Annotated in this window: 17 protein-coding genes and 1 pseudogene; 13 read left to right on the top strand and 5 right to left on the bottom strand. The window is 33.9% G+C overall.

Annotation, left to right across the window (positions count from 1 at the left end):
* Positions 1-143 precede the first annotated feature (143 nt).
* A complete protein-coding gene (locus AC1Q8N_RS17930; protein ID WP_098080212.1) occupies positions 144-1,331 on the bottom strand; it encodes a GTP-binding protein in 1,188 nt (395 codons plus the stop codon).
* Positions 1,332-1,516: 185 nt separating this feature from the next.
* Here AC1Q8N_RS17930 and AC1Q8N_RS17935 point away from each other — a divergent pair, with 185 nt between their 5' ends.
* The 5 genes from AC1Q8N_RS17935 to fumC all read left to right on the top strand — a co-directional run bounded on the left by AC1Q8N_RS17935 (position 1,517) and on the right by fumC (position 7,398).
* A complete protein-coding gene (locus tag AC1Q8N_RS17935) occupies positions 1,517-2,494 on the top strand; it encodes a permease (RefSeq protein ID WP_098222393.1) in 978 nt (325 codons plus the stop codon).
* 13 nt (positions 2,495-2,507) lie between these two features.
* Positions 2,508-3,380 carry a TIGR03943 family putative permease subunit gene (locus tag AC1Q8N_RS17940; protein ID WP_048543346.1) on the top strand — a complete coding sequence of 291 codons (873 nt, stop codon included), beginning with the start codon at positions 2,508-2,510 and terminating at the stop codon, positions 3,378-3,380.
* 112 nt (positions 3,381-3,492) lie between these two features.
* Complete coding sequence (locus AC1Q8N_RS17945; protein ID WP_048543345.1) at positions 3,493-4,152, top strand: class I SAM-dependent methyltransferase; 660 nt, start codon at positions 3,493-3,495, stop codon at positions 4,150-4,152.
* A gap of 330 nt (positions 4,153-4,482) precedes the next feature.
* Positions 4,483-5,886 (top strand): Na+/H+ antiporter NhaC, encoded by a 1,404-nt coding sequence (gene nhaC, locus AC1Q8N_RS17950; protein ID WP_000843982.1) that lies wholly within the window; start codon positions 4,483-4,485, stop codon positions 5,884-5,886.
* A 123-nt stretch (positions 5,887-6,009) separates the two neighbouring features.
* On the top strand, positions 6,010-7,398 hold the full coding sequence (gene fumC / locus AC1Q8N_RS17955) for a class II fumarate hydratase (protein WP_046959025.1): 1,389 nt from the start codon (positions 6,010-6,012) through the stop codon (positions 7,396-7,398).
* A gap of 88 nt (positions 7,399-7,486) precedes the next feature.
* Here fumC and AC1Q8N_RS17960 read toward each other — a convergent pair whose 3' ends face one another.
* Together AC1Q8N_RS17960 and AC1Q8N_RS17965 are read right to left on the bottom strand one after the other, a co-directional pair.
* On the bottom strand, positions 7,487-7,909 hold the full coding sequence (locus tag AC1Q8N_RS17960) for a PH domain-containing protein (protein ID WP_098080215.1): 423 nt from the start codon (positions 7,907-7,909) through the stop codon (positions 7,487-7,489).
* A gap of 361 nt (positions 7,910-8,270) precedes the next feature.
* Positions 8,271-8,423, bottom strand: a pseudogene (locus AC1Q8N_RS17965) (MBL fold metallo-hydrolase); the annotation flags it as partial.
* Between the two features lie 256 nt (positions 8,424-8,679).
* Here AC1Q8N_RS17965 and AC1Q8N_RS17970 point away from each other — a divergent pair.
* Positions 8,680-9,444, top strand: a complete 765-nt coding sequence (locus tag AC1Q8N_RS17970; RefSeq protein WP_064470811.1) for a DUF2087 domain-containing protein — start codon at positions 8,680-8,682, stop codon at positions 9,442-9,444.
* A gap of 99 nt (positions 9,445-9,543) precedes the next feature.
* Complete coding sequence (locus tag AC1Q8N_RS17975; RefSeq protein WP_000804152.1) at positions 9,544-10,953, top strand: MATE family efflux transporter; 1,410 nt, start codon at positions 9,544-9,546, stop codon at positions 10,951-10,953.
* A 57-nt stretch (positions 10,954-11,010) separates the two neighbouring features.
* Here AC1Q8N_RS17975 and AC1Q8N_RS17980 read toward each other — a convergent pair whose 3' ends face one another.
* Positions 11,011-11,709 carry a peptidase E gene (locus AC1Q8N_RS17980; RefSeq protein ID WP_048543339.1) on the bottom strand — a complete coding sequence of 233 codons (699 nt, stop codon included), beginning with the start codon at positions 11,707-11,709 and terminating at the stop codon, positions 11,011-11,013.
* A 376-nt stretch (positions 11,710-12,085) separates the two neighbouring features.
* On the opposite strand from AC1Q8N_RS17980, the gene AC1Q8N_RS17985 reads away from it, so the two are divergent.
* The 6 genes from AC1Q8N_RS17985 (at position 12,086) to AC1Q8N_RS18010 (ending at position 15,861) form a co-directional block, all read left to right on the top strand.
* Entirely contained in the window at positions 12,086-12,481 is a 396-nt protein-coding gene (locus AC1Q8N_RS17985) for a DUF3942 family protein (protein WP_098047439.1), read from the top strand.
* Between the two features lie 110 nt (positions 12,482-12,591).
* Entirely contained in the window at positions 12,592-13,008 is a 417-nt protein-coding gene (locus tag AC1Q8N_RS17990; RefSeq protein WP_048543337.1) for a BlaI/MecI/CopY family transcriptional regulator, read from the top strand.
* Between the two features lies 1 nt (position 13,009).
* Positions 13,010-13,822, top strand: coding sequence for a M56 family metallopeptidase (locus tag AC1Q8N_RS17995; RefSeq protein WP_098642853.1), 813 nt, complete (start codon positions 13,010-13,012; stop codon positions 13,820-13,822).
* A 53-nt stretch (positions 13,823-13,875) separates the two neighbouring features.
* The gene (ccdA, locus tag AC1Q8N_RS18000; protein WP_098080220.1) at positions 13,876-14,589 is read left to right on the top strand and encodes a cytochrome c-type biogenesis protein CcdA; all 714 of its coding nucleotides are present in this window, start codon (positions 13,876-13,878) and stop codon (positions 14,587-14,589) included.
* Between the two features lie 18 nt (positions 14,590-14,607).
* Positions 14,608-15,162, top strand: coding sequence for a TlpA family protein disulfide reductase (locus AC1Q8N_RS18005; protein WP_000733169.1), 555 nt, complete (start codon positions 14,608-14,610; stop codon positions 15,160-15,162).
* Positions 15,163-15,180: 18 nt separating this feature from the next.
* Positions 15,181-15,861 carry a prolipoprotein diacylglyceryl transferase family protein gene (locus AC1Q8N_RS18010; RefSeq protein ID WP_141497535.1) on the top strand — a complete coding sequence of 227 codons (681 nt, stop codon included), beginning with the start codon at positions 15,181-15,183 and terminating at the stop codon, positions 15,859-15,861.
* Between the two features lie 54 nt (positions 15,862-15,915).
* On the opposite strand, the gene AC1Q8N_RS18015 is transcribed toward AC1Q8N_RS18010, so the two are convergent.
* Positions 15,916-16,461: a helix-turn-helix domain-containing protein gene (locus AC1Q8N_RS18015; protein ID WP_000427657.1), complete on the bottom strand. Its 546-nt coding sequence runs from the start codon at positions 16,459-16,461 to the stop codon at positions 15,916-15,918.
* Positions 16,462-16,521 lie beyond the last annotated feature (60 nt).

Here is a 16,521-nt window from a genome sequence, read left to right on the forward strand (position 1 = left end):
TAATGAAGCCTTTTTATCCCGCTTTAATGGGCAGTAAGACCCCCACCTCAAAATTCAGCGAAAGCAAAGAAGTTAGGTGGGGGTCGGGCTGCCCATTAAAGTCCGATTGGTGGGGGCTGATTAAAGTCTCACTTTATTGATGTTTATGGAGTATAAGTAAACGCCGGAATAGGATCAACAAATGTATTCCAGTTTTGTTCCATTTCTTTTTCTGTTAATAGACAATCATTTAATGATTGTTCAATTAAAGAACGATTCATATCAATGCCGATAAATACGAGCTCAGTTATTCGATCTCCATATCGCTCGTCCCAGTTTTTCAATACTTCGGGTTCTTCTGTAATCATTTGATTTCTTTCATTTTCAGGTAACGCTGCTATCCATTCACCGGCTCCTTGAATTGTAATAGAGGAACCTGCTTGAGATAGAAGCCCTATCATATTATTACGAGATGCGAGCCAGAAAAAGCCTTTCGCTCTTACAACATCTACAGGCCATTTTTCTAGCCAATTCATAAGACGTTCAGGATGGAAAGGGGATTTACGACGGTACACAAAGGAATTGATACCATATTCTTCTGTTTCGGGTGTATGATGCTCACTATTTAATTCTTGCATCCAGCCCGCTGATTGACTGGCTTCCTCATAATCGAATAAATTTGTATTTAAAATTTCTTGCAATGGTACGTGGCTAAATGAAGATTCGATAATTTTTGCACCAGGGTTTAATTTTTTTAGTAAATGATGAAGTTCTATCACATCTTCTTTTTCTAGTAACTCAATTTTATTAAGAATAATGACATTTGCAAACTCAATTTGGTCTATTAGTAAATCAATAACTTCCCGCGTATCATTTTCATCGATAGCCTGTTTACGGTCTAATAAACTTTCCCCATTTGCAAAATCATCCCAAAATCTATTTGCATCTACAACTGTAACCATCGTATCGAGGCGACAATTTTTCGTTAAATCGATATGAAGTACTTCGTCAGTATAAGTAAATGTTTGGGCGACTGGAATAGGCTCACTTATACCTGAAGATTCAATAATTATATAGTCAATATCACCGTTTTCAACAAGCCGATTCACTTCTATCATTAAATCTTCTCGTAGTGTACAGCAAATACAACCATTTTGAATTTCTACTAATTTCTCTTCCGTACGTGAAAACCCACCTTTTTTTATAAGGGATGCATCAATGTTTATTTCGCTCATATCGTTAACGATAACAGCCACTTTTAAGTTGCTCTTATTAGTCAAAATATGATGCAGTAGAGTTGTTTTTCCAGCTCCTAGAAAGCCACTTAGTACAGTGATAGGTATCTTTTTCATGAAATAATCTCTCCTTTAAATCGTAATTATTACGTTTTATATTAAGTGATAAAAAAGAAAAAATCAATAATAAATCATAATGATTACGATTTAAGAATAGGAATAGACTATAAAATTTGTGCTGTAGTAGTGTAGGGCATTTGGACAAGTATACGGTCTAATATGAATAAAGTGGGGGGATAAAGTTGGTTTTTAATAGAGCTTCAAAAGAATTAATAGGAATAGCCCTTATTGCTATTTTTCTTTTTTTATTATTTTTCGTAGATTTCACAAGTTTAGCAAATTTGCATAAAAGTATGCCAAAAGAATGGCTGAATGTAAATACGGTGTTTTTAAGTATTATATTTGAAGCAATCCCTTTTATTTTATTAGGGGTAATTGTATCTTCTCTCATTCAAGTGTTTGTGACAGAAGATATGATTCAAAAAGTACTGCCGAAATCACAGATTGTTGCAATGATTCCGGCAGTATTTGTCGGAATCATTTTTCCGATGTGTGAATGTGTCATTATACCAATTGTGAGAAGACTTATTCAAAAAGGACTTCCACTTCATGTAGGAATTGTAATTTTACTGAGTGCACCTATTATGAATCCAATTGTTCTTTTATCTACCGTATATGCATTTCAAAAAAATGCTGTAGTTGTATATGCACGCTTTGGAATAACAATTTGTGCGGCGCTATTAGTAGGGCTAATTGTGTATTATTTTTATCGTGGAAAAAATATTTTAAAAGACATAGAGGATCCGGTTCAGGAAAAGGAAAAAAGGGGCTGGAGGAATGTTGTGAATCACACTGTAGATGAGTTTTTTGATACGGGTAAATATTTGCTGATTGGTGCTTTTTTTGCGAGCGTATTTCAAACATTTTTTGATCGAAATGTACTTGATACAGTGGCGCATAATGAAGTGATTTCTCCAATTATTATGATGGGATTGGGTTATGTTTTATCAATTTGCTCAGCAGCCGATGCATTTATAGCGGCATCTTTTGGACATGTTTTCTCTGTAAAAGCACTTCTCGCATTTCTTGTATTTGGACCCATGCTTGATATGAAAAATACGTTAATGCTATTTGCGTATTTTCAAAAGAAATTTGTATTCTTTTTGATTGGAATTATTATTTTATCAGTGTACACAATCGTGCAAATTACAACGTTATAGGAGGTGAGAAATAGTGGATAAAAAGGAACAGAAGGCCTATCATCGCTATATTCGTGGCATTATTTTAATTGGTTTAGCAATGCTCTTATTTAAACTACTTGTAACAGGGAATATTTATCATTTTATCGCTCCAAAAATGATTAAATTTACGTATATCGCTTTTGTAGTAATTTTACTTCTTGGTTCATTACAAGTTTGGGGAGATGAGAGAGAGGAACAAGGTGATTGTAATTGTTGTGTGCATCATAGGGAATTAAAATTAGGGCTGAAAAGATACTTTGTATATGTTTTATTTGTTGTTCCAATTATTAGTGCTTTTCTATTTGGAGGTGTAACAATTGACGGAAGTTTAGCAGGAAAAAGGGGTATGAATCAAAGTGTACAGGCGAGAAGTATAGAAAAGAACGAAAAAGAGGGAATACAGGTAAATTCTGATTGGAAAGAACAAGATGAAACATCAAATTTAAAAGTGACTGATCAAGTGGAAGAGCAATTAGCAAAAAGGATGTTAGAGCAGCGTAAAATACAAGTAGAAGATAAGGATTATGTACAGACAATGAATGCGATTGGCCAAGATGTAAATGGGTTTAAAGGGAAAGAAATTACATTCTCAGGGTTTATATATAATGATCAGGATGTGACGGGTGATAAAGTGGTAGTGGCGAGATACGGCATAACTTGTTGTATTGCGGATGCATCAGTCTGGGGGATGATTGTTACAGGAGAAAACGTAAAAAAGCTCCCGGAGGAAACATGGGTGAAAATAACAGGTTTGTTAGATGAAACGAAATATAAAGGAACACTATTTCCACTTGTAAAAGTAAGCAAAGTAGAGAAAATTAATACGCCTACAGATCCATATGTATACGATGCTTTACCTCAATGAGAAAGAGTTCATTCTTCATCTTTTTATGAAATAAAATCATAATTACAATGATAAAAAAATAAAGATAAGAGTAATTTGGTTTGTTAAAAATATGTGTAGAAGGAGAAATGTGATGAGCTGGGTTACTCATAAACCAACATTTGAATTTGATCAATATAGTCCATATATTCGTATGAATTCTGCTTGGGTGGGACATTTAAACTTCGCTTATGATTTAGTAAGATTTGAAAAGCCAGAAATATTAGTTGAGTTAGGTACACATTTAGGAGCTTCTTTTTTCAGTTTTTGCCAAGGGGTAAAAGATGAAGGGTTATCTACAAAATGCTTTGCTGTAGATACTTGGGCAGGAGATGAGCACACAGGTCCATATGGGGAAGGTGTTTTTCAAATAGTGAGTAAATTCGTGAGCACGAGTTATCCTCAAATAGGGAATTTAATTCGGTCTACTTTTGATGAGGCCGTGGATCAGTTTCAAGATGGAACGATAAATTTGTTGCATATTGATGGCTATCATACGTATGAAGCAGTTTCTCATGACTATAAAACATGGTTACCGAAACTTGCGAATAACGGTATCGTATTATTTCATGATATTGAGGTGAAAGATCGAAACTTCGGCGTGTATAAATTTTGGGATGAGGTTAAAGCGAAGTATCCTCATTTTCAGTTTGAGCATTCATATGGGCTTGGAGTGTTATTTCCGAAAGGTTGTAGCGAGAAGTTTGTGGAAATACTTAAAAATAAAGAAGAAATACAAAATATGTATAAATAAAAGTGGAGCATGCATCATTTGAATGATGTGTGCTTTTTTTGTGGGGAATAATGATACTCCTTAAAACGGTGAGGATAATGGTAAAAAGTTTTATGGTGGCAAATATTAAAAAAGTTACTCTTTGATTGTTAAATATAAAAAATGTAACATTTTTTATATTTTCCATTGCGAAAAGTAGCATCTACTTTTACAATAGAAAAGGTGTCCGTATATTATACTGGAAAAATAAATCGAAATAATATGAAAATTTTGTTTTGTCTTCGCTAATTGTATATTACATACATGTAAGACGACATACGTCATGTTATCGACTTGTAAGGAGAGAAAAAAATGAAAAGTGTAAGATTACCATCGATGCTAGAAATCATAGTTCTTTTATTACTATTTCTTGCTGTTGTCTTTTCCTTCCAAACGATTTTTGATCTCCCAATTCAATTAGCGCTATTTATTTCATGGTTTTTAGTAATTGCGCTTGGATTAAGATTAGGATTTCGTTATCAAGAATTGCAAGATGCAATTACGAAAGGGATTTCTAACGGATTAGAAGCAATACTGATTTTAGTTGCGGTAGGTGCTTTAATTGGAACTTGGATTGCTGGTGGCGTTGTACCAACATTAATCTATTATGGATTAGAGTTTATTCACCCTAGCATATTCCTATTAGCAACATTAATTATTTGTTCGATAACTTCTATTGCGACAGGAACATCATGGGGAACAGTTGGAACAGCAGGTATTGCTATGATGGCGATTGGTGAAGGACTTGGCTTACCACTTCCGCTTGTTGCTGGTGCAGTTCTTTCAGGAGCTTATTTCGGCGACAAATTATCACCACTTTCTGATAGCACAGTTCTTGCAGCTTCTATGGCGAAAGTAGACGTTATTGCTCACGTTCGAGCTATGCTCGTATTAGATGTTCCGGCTTACATTATTACTAGCATTATGTTTACTGTAGCTGGTTGGATGTATGGCGGCGATAATGTAGATTTGAATCGAGTAGAGTTTTTAAAAGAAGCTTTATTAAAGGAATTTGATATTAAAATATGGATGCTTGTTCCGGCAGTCATTGTTATCGCTTTATTAGCGATGAAGAAACCTTCTATGCCAACAATTGCAATGGGAGCTTTAATTGGTGCAATTTGGGCAACTCTTTTCCAAGGAATGAACTTTGGAGAGGCGATTGGAACAGCGTATAACGGATTTTCAATTCAATCAGGTGTTGAGTTTGTTGACAAGTTATTAAACCGTGGTGGAATTAACGGTATGCTTGGCTCAGTAGCCGTTATTATTTTCGGTTTAGGATTTGGTGGATTACTTGAAAAACTGGGTGTTTTAAAAGTGATTGTATCAAAATTTGAGAAGAAATTAAATTCTGCAGGTAATGTAACATTGTCTACATTAATCGTGGCATTCTTAGCTAATATATTTGGTTGTGCAATGTACGTATCATTAATTTTAACACCGAAAATTATGGAAGATAGCTATGATAAATTAAAAATAGACCGACGTGTATTAGCGCGTAACTCAGAAGTAGGTGGAACGTTAACTTCTGGTATGGTTCCGTGGTCGGATAATGGTATTTTTATGGCTGGTATTTTAGGTGTAGCAACGTTCTCATACGTTCCGTTTATGTGGTTAAGCTTTGTATCATTAATTTTAGCAGTTATTTACGGATACACAGGCAAATTCATTTGGTATGTAGATGACGTTGAAAAAGGAAAGCAAGCATCATAAAAAAATACCTTCTGCGATGGCAGGAGGTATTTTTTTATATATACGAGTGAGAATCCTTATCATTTGGGTGAAATTCTGTTAAAATGAGAAATGTAGGTATTTTATTTTCAAGGGGATGAAAAAATGGAGTACAGAATTGAAAGAGATACAATAGGAGAAATAAAAGTTCCAGCTGATAAATTATGGGCAGCACAAACGCAACGTAGTAAAGAAAACTTCCCAATTGGAACAGAGCAAATGCCGCTTGAGATTGTAAAAGCATTTGCCATTTTAAAGAAAAGTGCAGCACTTAGTAATCAAAAATTAGGAAAGCTATCAGAAGAAAAAGCAGAAGCAATTGTGGCAGCAGCTGACGAAGTGATTGCAGGGAAATGGAATGAACATTTTCCACTTGTCGTATGGCAAACTGGTAGCGGTACACAGTCAAACATGAATGTGAATGAAGTAATTGCAAATCGAGGGAATCAAATTTTGAAAGAGAAGGAATCTGACGTACATATTCATCCGAATGATGATGTGAACATGTCTCAAAGTTCAAATGATACATTCCCAACGGCGCTTCATGTAGCATGTGTAATTGCAGTGGAAAATCACGTATTACCAGCAATTACGAAATTAAAAGAAACGTTAGCAGAAAAAGTAACTGCATTTGAACATATTATAAAAATTGGTCGTACACACTTACAAGATGCAACACCGTTAACATTAGGGCAAGAAATTAGCGGATGGCACCGTATGCTTGAAAAAACAGAGCGTATGATTGCTGAGAGCAATACATATATGAAAGAGCTTGCAATTGGTGGTACTGCAGTTGGAACAGGTATTAATGCTCATCCTAAATTTGGTGAGATGGTGTCAGAGGAAATTAGCCAATTTACAGGTAAGCAATTTATTTCTGCACCAAATAAGTTCCACGCATTAACGAGCCATGATGAAGTTGTATATACGCATGGTGCATTAAAAGCATTAGCAGCTGATTTAATGAAGATCGCTAACGATGTGCGCTGGCTGGCAAGTGGTCCGCGTAGTGGTCTAGGAGAAATTATTATTCCGGCAAATGAGCCAGGAAGCTCTATTATGCCAGGTAAAGTAAATCCAACGCAAAGTGAAGCGTTAACGATGGTTGTAGCGCAAGTAATGGGAAATGACGCAACAATCGGATTTGCAGCGAGCCAAGGTAATTTTGAATTAAATGTATTTAAACCTGTTATTGCATATAACTTCTTACAATCTGCTCATCTATTAGCGGATGCAATTGTTTCATTTAATGATAATTGTGCAGTTGGTATTGAAGCAGATGAAGAAGTAATTAAAGAGAATGTGAATCGTTCCTTAATGCTCGTTACGGCATTAAACCCGCATATCGGATATGAAAATGCAGCGAAAATTGCGAAGCATGCTCATAAAGAAGGGTTAACGCTAAAAGAAGCAGCACTGCAATCTGGACTACTAACAGAAGAACAATTTAATGAAATTGTCGATCCGAAAAAAATGATTGCTCCGAAAGAGTAATAAAAAAGCCAAGATTCTTTAGAATCTTGGCTTTTTTGATATTTATTTTTATGACCTCCATTTGTATTACTACAAGTGCCAAAATATATTATTTGTTAGCAGGCATGTTCAATACTTTCATTTGTGGACAGTTTTCTTTTAAGAGTGAAATGAACTTTTCTTCTTCTTGAGGTACGAAAGTTGTCACAGAATCAAATAAATTGTAATGGATTTCTAATTGCTGCCTAGTCCACTTTTCAGAGCGAAGTGTTTGGCCAGAGTATGTAACGTGACGAATATCTTCAAATGGAATTTCAGTATGAAATACAAAACCATGTTTTACAACAAGAGAGGATTTCGTTACGTTGTAGTGAGAGAAATAGAATGAAGAAAGATTCACGATATTTAACAGCATCATGAGAGTGAAAAAAATAGAATTTTCATTTTGGAAGAATAGCGAAACGAAAAAAATAATGATAAATAATGTAATAAAAATGACGTGAAATGGATTTTTTTTCGCTTTGAATTTCAAGTTAGTCACCTCGGTTTACGTGTACGCTAACTAAATTAAATCACAACATCGTAATAAAACGTGTATGTATGCATAATTGCATATTCACACGTTTTATTATTCATGTAAAATTTCCTGATGGGATAAATTTAAATGGAATTTTGTAATAGTGGAGAGGTATAAAGTGACTTGCAAAAATAGAAAGTTAGCATTAGTCATAATTAGTTGTATGATGATTATGGGTAGTTGTGCTAATAAATTTGTTGAGGATGGAAACCGAAAGCATATATTCGTACAGGTAAGTAAAGCTTTAGTCGAGGTTATAAATAGAATATATAATGGGTAGAAGGTATTTCCGTATACGGAAATACCTTTTTTGTAGTTAAAATTGAATACTGAAGTTTTGGAATGAGTAAGTACCAGTGCCGTGTTGAATGAGGTTGTTATCACTCAAATATTGAATAGCGTATTTTAGTTCTTTCAGTATAGTAGGCGGGAGACCAAGAGTATGATGTGAACCGTAAATTTGATTAACAGTAAACAAAGGATCTTGCAGAATAGTCATGTTTTGTTTCACATCCTATCTTCATTTGTGTATTAAATACATTCGCTTTTTTGTTACTTTAAGTCTTTTTATAAAATTATTTAGTAGACGTTTTTTATAAAAGTTTGTAAAATGGGTAAACGGAATGTTGAAATGTTTATTTACTGTATGTTAAGATGATGAAGAGATAGTAAACGTTATTGGGAAATGTCTGTTTTTAGATAAACATTTTAAAGGAGTGTTTAGTATGAGTGATATTTCAGAGAAGTTTTGGGATGCTTCGGTAGAAGAATTGAAGAAAGGGTATGTATTTGAAGCGGAAGCAGAGGAGTATATTTGTTTAGCTTGTGGAGAAGCGTTTATTAAGGGGGTTATTTATCAAGATAATCAAGTTTTGTATGAAGCAGAGAAGTTTGTGCAATTGCATGTGCAAAATGAACATACGTCTATGTTTGATTATTTATTAAACCTTGATAAAAAGTATACGGGTTTAACGGATTTGCAAAAGAAAATGGTTCAGTTTTTCCATATGGGGCTGAATGATAAAGAGATTGTAAAAGAGATGGATGGCGGAAGTACATCAACCATTCGTAATCATCGATTTACACTTCGAGAGAAAATGAAGCAAGCGAAAGTATTTTTAGCATTAATGGAACTGTCAGAAGAAAAATCAAAAGTACAAACGAAATTTGTACCCATTCATAGAACCGCAACGATGGTAGATGATCGCTACAATATTACGGAAGAAGAAAATGATGAAGTATTAAAAGCGCATTTTACAGAAGGATTAGATGGACCGCTTTCTACATTTCCGAAAAAGCAAAAGCGTAAATTAATTATATTACGCCATTTAGTGACGAAGTTTGATAGTAATAAAAAGTACACTGAAAAAGAAGTAAATACTATCATAGAAAGAGTATACCCGGATTTTGTAACTTTAAGAAGGTATTTAATCGAATATGGGTTTTTAGATAGAACAGCAGATGGAAGCCAATATTGGGTAAAGTTATGATAATATGGAAAAGAAAATAAATAGAGGCACATTATTATAACAACTATACAAAGAAATAGAAGTTGAAAAACAGATTTTTAATAAAAGGAGAAATGAAATTTGAAACCACCTACAGATAATAATAAAGAAGGTGCGGAGTCACATAAGTTAGAAAGTGAGAGTAAACCGATTTGGAAATCGATGTCCATGTTTTTAGTACCGTTACTATTAAGTAATGTATTACAATCGATTGGACAATTATTCGGTATGGTAGTAGTAGGAAGATGGCTTGGCGTTAATGATTTAGCGGCTATATCAGCATTCTTTCCACTATTTTTCTTACTCGTTTCATTTGTAATTGGTATTGGTTCAGGGAGTTCTATTTTAATTGGTCAGGCGTTTGGTGCTAAAAACGAAGATCGTTTAAAAGCTATCGTTGGTACGACACTGACATTTACATTTATTATTGGAGTTGTGTTGGCGATAATAGGTAGTATTTTTGCGATGGATATTATGCGCCTAATGGGAACGCCAGAAAATATTATTGATATAAGTGTTCATTATGCACGTATTTTATTTATATCGATGCCAGTATTATTTTTATATTTTGCATACACAACATTTATGAGAGGTACAGGAGATTCTAAAACGCCATTTTACTTTTTAATTGTAAGTACAGCGCTAAATATGATCTTATTACCAATTCTTATTTTTGGATGGTTAGGAGCTCCGAAATTAGATGTGTATGGAGCGGCCTATGCTTCTGTTATATCTACAGTTATTACGTTTATTGTCATGTTGGTGTATTTAAAGAAGAAAAATCACCCACTACAATTAGATAGTACGGTAAGGAAATATCTTCGCATGGATAGGGAGTTATTGAAGCTATTGTTACGACTCGGAATTCCAGCGAGTATTAATATGATATTAGTTTCATTATCTGAAATTGCGGTAATCGCGTTTGTGAATCGTTATGGTTCGGATGCAACAGCAGCTTATGGCGTTGTGAACCAGGTTGCAAGTTATGTACAAATGCCAGCAGTTAGCCTTGGTATTACAGTTTCCATTTTTGCAGCACAATCAATTGGTGCGAATCAATTTGATAGATTGCAGAAAGTTGTGAAGGCCGGAATTATTATGAACTACGTCATCGGTGGTGTGCTAATATCTCTTATTTACTTGTTCTCAAGAGACATTCTATCACTATTTTTAACGAGTCAAACTACAATTGAAATTGCTCATAGCCTAGTTATGATTACGTTATGGAGTTATTTAATTTTCGGGCATGCGCAAATTATTAGTGCGACAATGCGAGCGAGTGGTACAGTATTATGGCCAACTGTTATCGGAGTTGTATCAATTTGGCTTGTTGAAGTACCTGTAGCATATTACCTTTCTTACCATACAAGTCTTGGCATAGAAGGGATATGGATTGGGTACCCAGCAGCATTTATTGTCAGCTTAATATTACAGTATGCATATTATAAGCTTTCATGGCAGAAGAAACGAATTACACGACTAGTGAGTTAAATCATGCAAATGTCCCTAAGCTATTATACTTAGGGACATTTTTTTGTAAGTGTATGTTTACAAATAGCTTTTTAAAGTGATATCAAAATGTTGTCTAATGAGCTTGTTATCGCTCATATAAAACTCCCACGCTTTTTCAGGTTCACCGATAATTTCAAAAGATTCTTCTGTAATATATAAAGCGCAATTATCCTCTAGTGCAATTCCTTCTATATTACCTTGATGATTTTGTAAAAAGGAATGGAAGGCGTTCATTCTATTTAATTGATTATAATGTGGACAAAACCTTTTGTTAACAATCCCCCAACCGTTACACTCTATATAACCAGAACCTTCATAATCTGATCGGATACTAGATGTGAACCAACACATAGCACCAGCGCTATTGCCCGCAATGAGTGTTCCTTGTTGCAGAGCCAATAGTAATTTTTCATCGAGTTTAAGTTCTTTCCATTCTGTAACCATTTGAATATAGTTCCCGCCACCGAGATAAATTAAATCAGCAGACTGAATCATTTCGTCTATTTCATATTTAGAAGGTGTATCAGCTATAGTACGTAAAATTTGTACTTCACAGTGTAATTGTTTTTCGAACGTGTCTAAAAATAGCTTTATATAGCTTTCATCATCATGACTAGCTGTAGGAATGAATAATACTTTTGGATACTGTTTATTTGTTAATTCTATAAGTCGCTCATTAATAGGCGAGTGATTTGAATCTTGTAAATCACCGCCACCAATGACAGCTAATTTCATAGTAAAGCACCACCTAATCATTTTTGTTATATAAAAATTCGATAGAAGAGAGTAACATTCCTTCTCTCATGTAATGAATAAGTAGAAAATATAGTTTCAGTATATCGGAATAGTAAAGGTAGTGAGAACTATATAGAAAAATGAATTAGAAACAATTTATTGATATATAATATTTCGTACTATTGTTTCAAAATATAGGAAAAATATGTTTAAATTGATATAACGACGCAGTAATTAATATTGAATTAAAAAAGAATTAGAAATAATAGGGATATTAAAAGTGCTTTTTACTTTTAATAGGAACTTGTACCGTAATATGGTAAAGTTATTTTAATATATTTATTTAATATAGAATGAATAGAGGGAGCGTGAAAAAATGGATTTTCGATTTGAGTTTGCAACGAAAGTGAAAGAATACTTAGATGATGAGAAGGATGAAAAAATAATAAAAGATGGACATAGAGATATAATTTTTCACTATTTATATGCGTTAGAGGCTGAAATTGGCGTTGTGAAAAATCCTAACTTTACTTTCTTTACATCAGGAAGACGTTCACATATCGTATTAGAAAATATTGAATTTAAAACAGAGGTAAATGTCAAAAGTAACATCATTGAAATTACAAAAATAGTGGATAATGTCGTTATTCCATTAGATACTATCGTAGCGAAAGATCGGGAATTATTTGCACTTGGGCGTAATGAGAAGTTTAATGTACAAATATTAGAGCAGTATCTCTTTGAAACATTTGGAGAGAAGCTAGGATTATAATGAATGGAATGGCGAACGTATTTATAGGTAGTGGATTTTAGTGCATTTCATTCGTGTTTGACCTTTCATTTAATTTATACTACAATTCGTAGTGTGAAAGGAGCCATACTATGTTTACTCAAAACTATAAATTAAATGAGCAAGGATTAAATCACTTTTTTGGACCGCTTGAAGCGAAAATTATGGAGATTGTCTGGTCTACCGAGGGTATTACGATTAAAGAAGTGCAGCAGAAATTAAGTGAAGAATCACCTGTGAATTTTAATACGGTCATGACAGTTATGAACAGGTTAGTAGAGAAATTCCACTTAGAAAAACAGACTGTGAAAAGAAGTGGCATATATCGTGCTGTGCAAACAAAAGAAGAATTCTTATCCAATCAAACGAAGAAAATGACACAGGAATTGATGGGGGAATTTGGAGATTTAGTTGTAAATCATATGCTTGATGAGTTAGAGCAGGTTGATCCAACTTTAATAAAAAAATTAGAAGACAAATTGAATCAGTTAAAAAAAGAGGATCAATGAAATGAAAGGGCAAATGCGTAAAATCGTATTGTTAGCAGTAATGGTTAGTACCCTCTTTTTCAGCATGTTAGTGTATTACGTTACATATCCATTTCTGTTTCAAAATAAGGCGTTCTTTCTTTCAAATTTTTGTTTGTTTCAATTAGAACAACATATGAAGGAATTATCGCTCATTCGTATTATAATTGCTGGATTACTATTACTTACTGTACTCATAGTGTGCAAAAGAATGTGGCGACAATTTTTCTATAGTAAAAAATTACAAAAAGTACTTATCCCTTCCATTCGAAAAGGAAAACAAATATATATATTGCCGACCGCGGAAGTTGCAGCATTTACAATTGGGTTATTTCGTCCGAAAGTTGTCATGTCAGAAGGCATGCTTCAAACATTTTCAGATGAAGAAATGGATGCGATTATTTTCCATGAAGAATATCATCAAACTAATCGAGATCCATTAAAATTATTTTGTTTTACGTTATTAGCAGAAGGAATGGTGTACATCCCGATATTAAAAGGTTTATTGCAGCGCTATCATGTGTATCAGGAGCTAGCAGCAGATAAGTATGCGATGCGAAAAATGAAATCTAAATTCGAGTTAGGTAGCGCATTATTAAAATTAATTAAAATAAAGACAATGGAAAATCGATGTGTGACAGCTTCATTTGCAAAAACAGCAATAAATTTACGAATCGAGCAAGTGTTAAATGAAAAAGTTGTTAAGCTCAATATTCCGTTACATACGAATTCGGTATATGTAACATTAGGTTTATTCTGTATGTCGATTGTACTTATTGTCGGAGAGTGCATATAGCCTCTTTTTTTAAGAAATAACACTACTTATTGTAGTGCTTTAGGGGGAGTAAAATGAATGCAGCAGATTTAACAATTTGGCTTGTAGCTGGGGCAGGGGTATTGTCATTTATATCACCATGTTCTTTGCCGCTATATCCATCTTATTTATCGTATATTACAGGTGTGTCTATTCAAGATTTAAAAGAAAATCGTGGAATGATGCAAAAATCAGCGATCATACATACCGTATTTTTTATGATCGGATTTTCGGTTATATTTTATGCGTTAGGCTTATCGGTAAGCTGGATTGGAATAACATTTTCATCTAACCAAAAATTGATTCAACAAATTGGTGGGATTTTCATTGTTTTGATGGGGCTGTTTATGACAGGTTTGTTTCAGCCTAAGTGGCTTATGGCAGAGAAAAAGGTACAGTATAGAAGTAAATCGACTGGATATATTCGCTCGATTTTAGTCGGTATGACATATGCAGCGGGTTGGACGCCGTGTGTTGGACCGATATTTTCAGCTGTACTCATGCTTGGGGTGACAAATCCTGAAGAAGCACTTCTTTATATTACAGCGTATACTCTTGGGTTTGCGGTTCCGTTTTTTGTGATGGCATTCTTTATTGGGAAGGTAAAATGGATCGTTACATATGCCAATGTCATGATGAAAATTGGCGGTGGAATGATGATTGTAACAGGGGTTTTATTGTATACAAATCAAATGACGAAAATTACCGCATTCTTTATTCGTCTATTCGGCGGATTTACAGGCTTTTAAAAATGAGGAGGAAGAAAAGTGAAGAAGCTAATTGCGATTATACTGGCCGGGGCATTAATTTGGGCCGGGGTTAATTTTTATAATACAAAGAAAGAAGAAAAAGAAAGAAAAGCAAAACAAGCGGAGTTACAAGAAACAGAAGTATTACCACAAGTAGGATTTAAAGCGCCAAACATAACATTAAAAGGGTTAGACGGGAAGCTGTATTCGTTAAATGATGCAAAAGGCAAGCCATACCTTATTAATTTTTGGGCATCATGGTGTGGCCCATGTGAAATGGAGGCACCTGACTTAGTTCGTATGTATGATAAATATAAAAAGGATGTTGAAATTTTTGCGGTAAATGCGACAATTGGAGATCCAGTACAAGAAGCGAGCGCATTTGCAGATCGTCACGGATTTAAGTTTCCTGTTTTACTAGATATGGACGGAGTAGCTGGATTAGATTATAAAGTATTTTCGTTACCAACGACATTTTTTGTTAATAAAGATGGAATTATCGTAGAGCAAGTACGAGGCGTATTACCTCCAGATCAATTAGAAGAGAAATTTAAGAAATTAATTGAGAGTTAAAGAGGGGATTTTGTATTGATGGAGTGGATCGTGAGGTTACAACCCGTATCTCTTATAATTGGAAGTTTATTTGGATTTATGTTGATGAAACGAAAGATGAAGAACGAAAGTGTACCATATGAAAAAATGATGGATGCAGTAACAAATGCTTTTCTTATCATCGTATTTGTATGGAAATTTGCACCGGCAATTTTAAATCCAGTATGGGCCTTTAGGTCGCCATTGCAGGCACTATTAGCTGTAGGAAGTATGCAGCATATTATAGCAGGATGTGTAATTGCGAGTATATACATTGTTTGGAAAAGTAAAAAGGGACAATTTTCGCTTCGTATTTTACTTGACGCATTACCTTTTGGACTATGTATGAGTATTATTTTTTATTTTCTATTCAACCACAAAATAGGTGTACAAACGACATTGCCTTGGGGTGTGAAAATATATGAATCTAAATTTTTATATCACCCTATTTTCGTATACGAGATCATCCTCGCCCTTTGTATAATCGGCTTGTTATGGATGAAAAATGAAAGGCTCGGAAATGGAAAGAATATAAGTGTTTTTCTAATTATTGAAGGGGTTGCTCATATCATTATTTCGCTTGTTAGTGAACAAAATTCGGTTCTATTTGGTTTATCAATACAGCAAATAATGAGCTTTTTTGTTATTAGTTTAGGAATTTTGTTGATGCCGAAAAAATAAAAAGATAGCCACGTATGGAGTGTGCCCGTACGTGGCTATCTTTTTTATTGTGTATTAAAAAATCGGCGGAGTAACAGAAAATAAAACAATTGCATTTTTCTCGAATTGATTTACCCATTTATGTTTTAAATAAGCGGGTATTTTTACGCTATCACCCGTTTCTAATATGTATTCTTCTTCATTTAAATGTAATGTAATTTTCCCGTCTAATACGTATGCTAACTCTTCACCTTTATGTTCTAGTACATTTTCTGATGAAGCTGTATTCGGTGGAACAGTCATAATTGCTGTTGCTAAATTTCCTGTAAAATCAGGTGATAGCAATTCATATGATAAATTATCGATAATCATTTTTTTTCGTTTATGAGAACGTACAATTAAATCGTCTGTATTTGTATCTTCCAATAAAAAGCTAAATGTTGGAACATCAAGAGCTTTAGCGAGTACTTTTAATGTTTGAATAGAAGGGTTAGCAGACCCACGCTCAATTTGACTTAACATAGATGGTGTAATACCTGCCATCGTTGCTAGTTCTTTACTCGTTAAACCTTTTTCTTTTCTTTGCTTTTCAATCTTTTTACCAATATCTATATTTTCCATAATGAAAGGCTCCTTACTAATTATTAAATTATATTTAAATAAATTAAATTAAAATTAACT

The organism is Bacillus sp. GW823-FHT06B01, assembly GCF_058952315.1.

Excerpts from the sequence above, each read along its gene's own strand:
- AC1Q8N_RS17930 (WP_098080212.1), bottom strand. The coding sequence starts at position 1,331 with ATGAAAAAGATACCTATCACTGTACTAAGTGGCTTTCTAGGAGCTGGA.
- AC1Q8N_RS17945 (WP_048543345.1), top strand. The coding sequence starts at position 3,493 with ATGAGCTGGGTTACTCATAAACCAACATTTGAATTTGATCAATATAGT.
- nhaC (WP_000843982.1), top strand. The coding sequence starts at position 4,483 with ATGAAAAGTGTAAGATTACCATCGATGCTAGAAATCATAGTTCTTTTA.
- fumC (WP_046959025.1), top strand. The coding sequence starts at position 6,010 with ATGGAGTACAGAATTGAAAGAGATACAATAGGAGAAATAAAAGTTCCA.
- AC1Q8N_RS17970 (WP_064470811.1), top strand. The coding sequence starts at position 8,680 with ATGAGTGATATTTCAGAGAAGTTTTGGGATGCTTCGGTAGAAGAATTG.
- AC1Q8N_RS17980 (WP_048543339.1), bottom strand. The coding sequence starts at position 11,709 with ATGAAATTAGCTGTCATTGGTGGCGGTGATTTACAAGATTCAAATCAC.
- AC1Q8N_RS17985 (WP_098047439.1), top strand. The coding sequence starts at position 12,086 with ATGGATTTTCGATTTGAGTTTGCAACGAAAGTGAAAGAATACTTAGAT.
- AC1Q8N_RS17990 (WP_048543337.1), top strand. The coding sequence starts at position 12,592 with ATGTTTACTCAAAACTATAAATTAAATGAGCAAGGATTAAATCACTTT.
- AC1Q8N_RS17995 (WP_098642853.1), top strand. The coding sequence starts at position 13,010 with ATGAAAGGGCAAATGCGTAAAATCGTATTGTTAGCAGTAATGGTTAGT.
- ccdA (WP_098080220.1), top strand. The coding sequence starts at position 13,876 with ATGAATGCAGCAGATTTAACAATTTGGCTTGTAGCTGGGGCAGGGGTA.
- AC1Q8N_RS18010 (WP_141497535.1), top strand. The coding sequence starts at position 15,181 with ATGGAGTGGATCGTGAGGTTACAACCCGTATCTCTTATAATTGGAAGT.
- AC1Q8N_RS18015 (WP_000427657.1), bottom strand. The coding sequence starts at position 16,461 with ATGGAAAATATAGATATTGGTAAAAAGATTGAAAAGCAAAGAAAAGAA.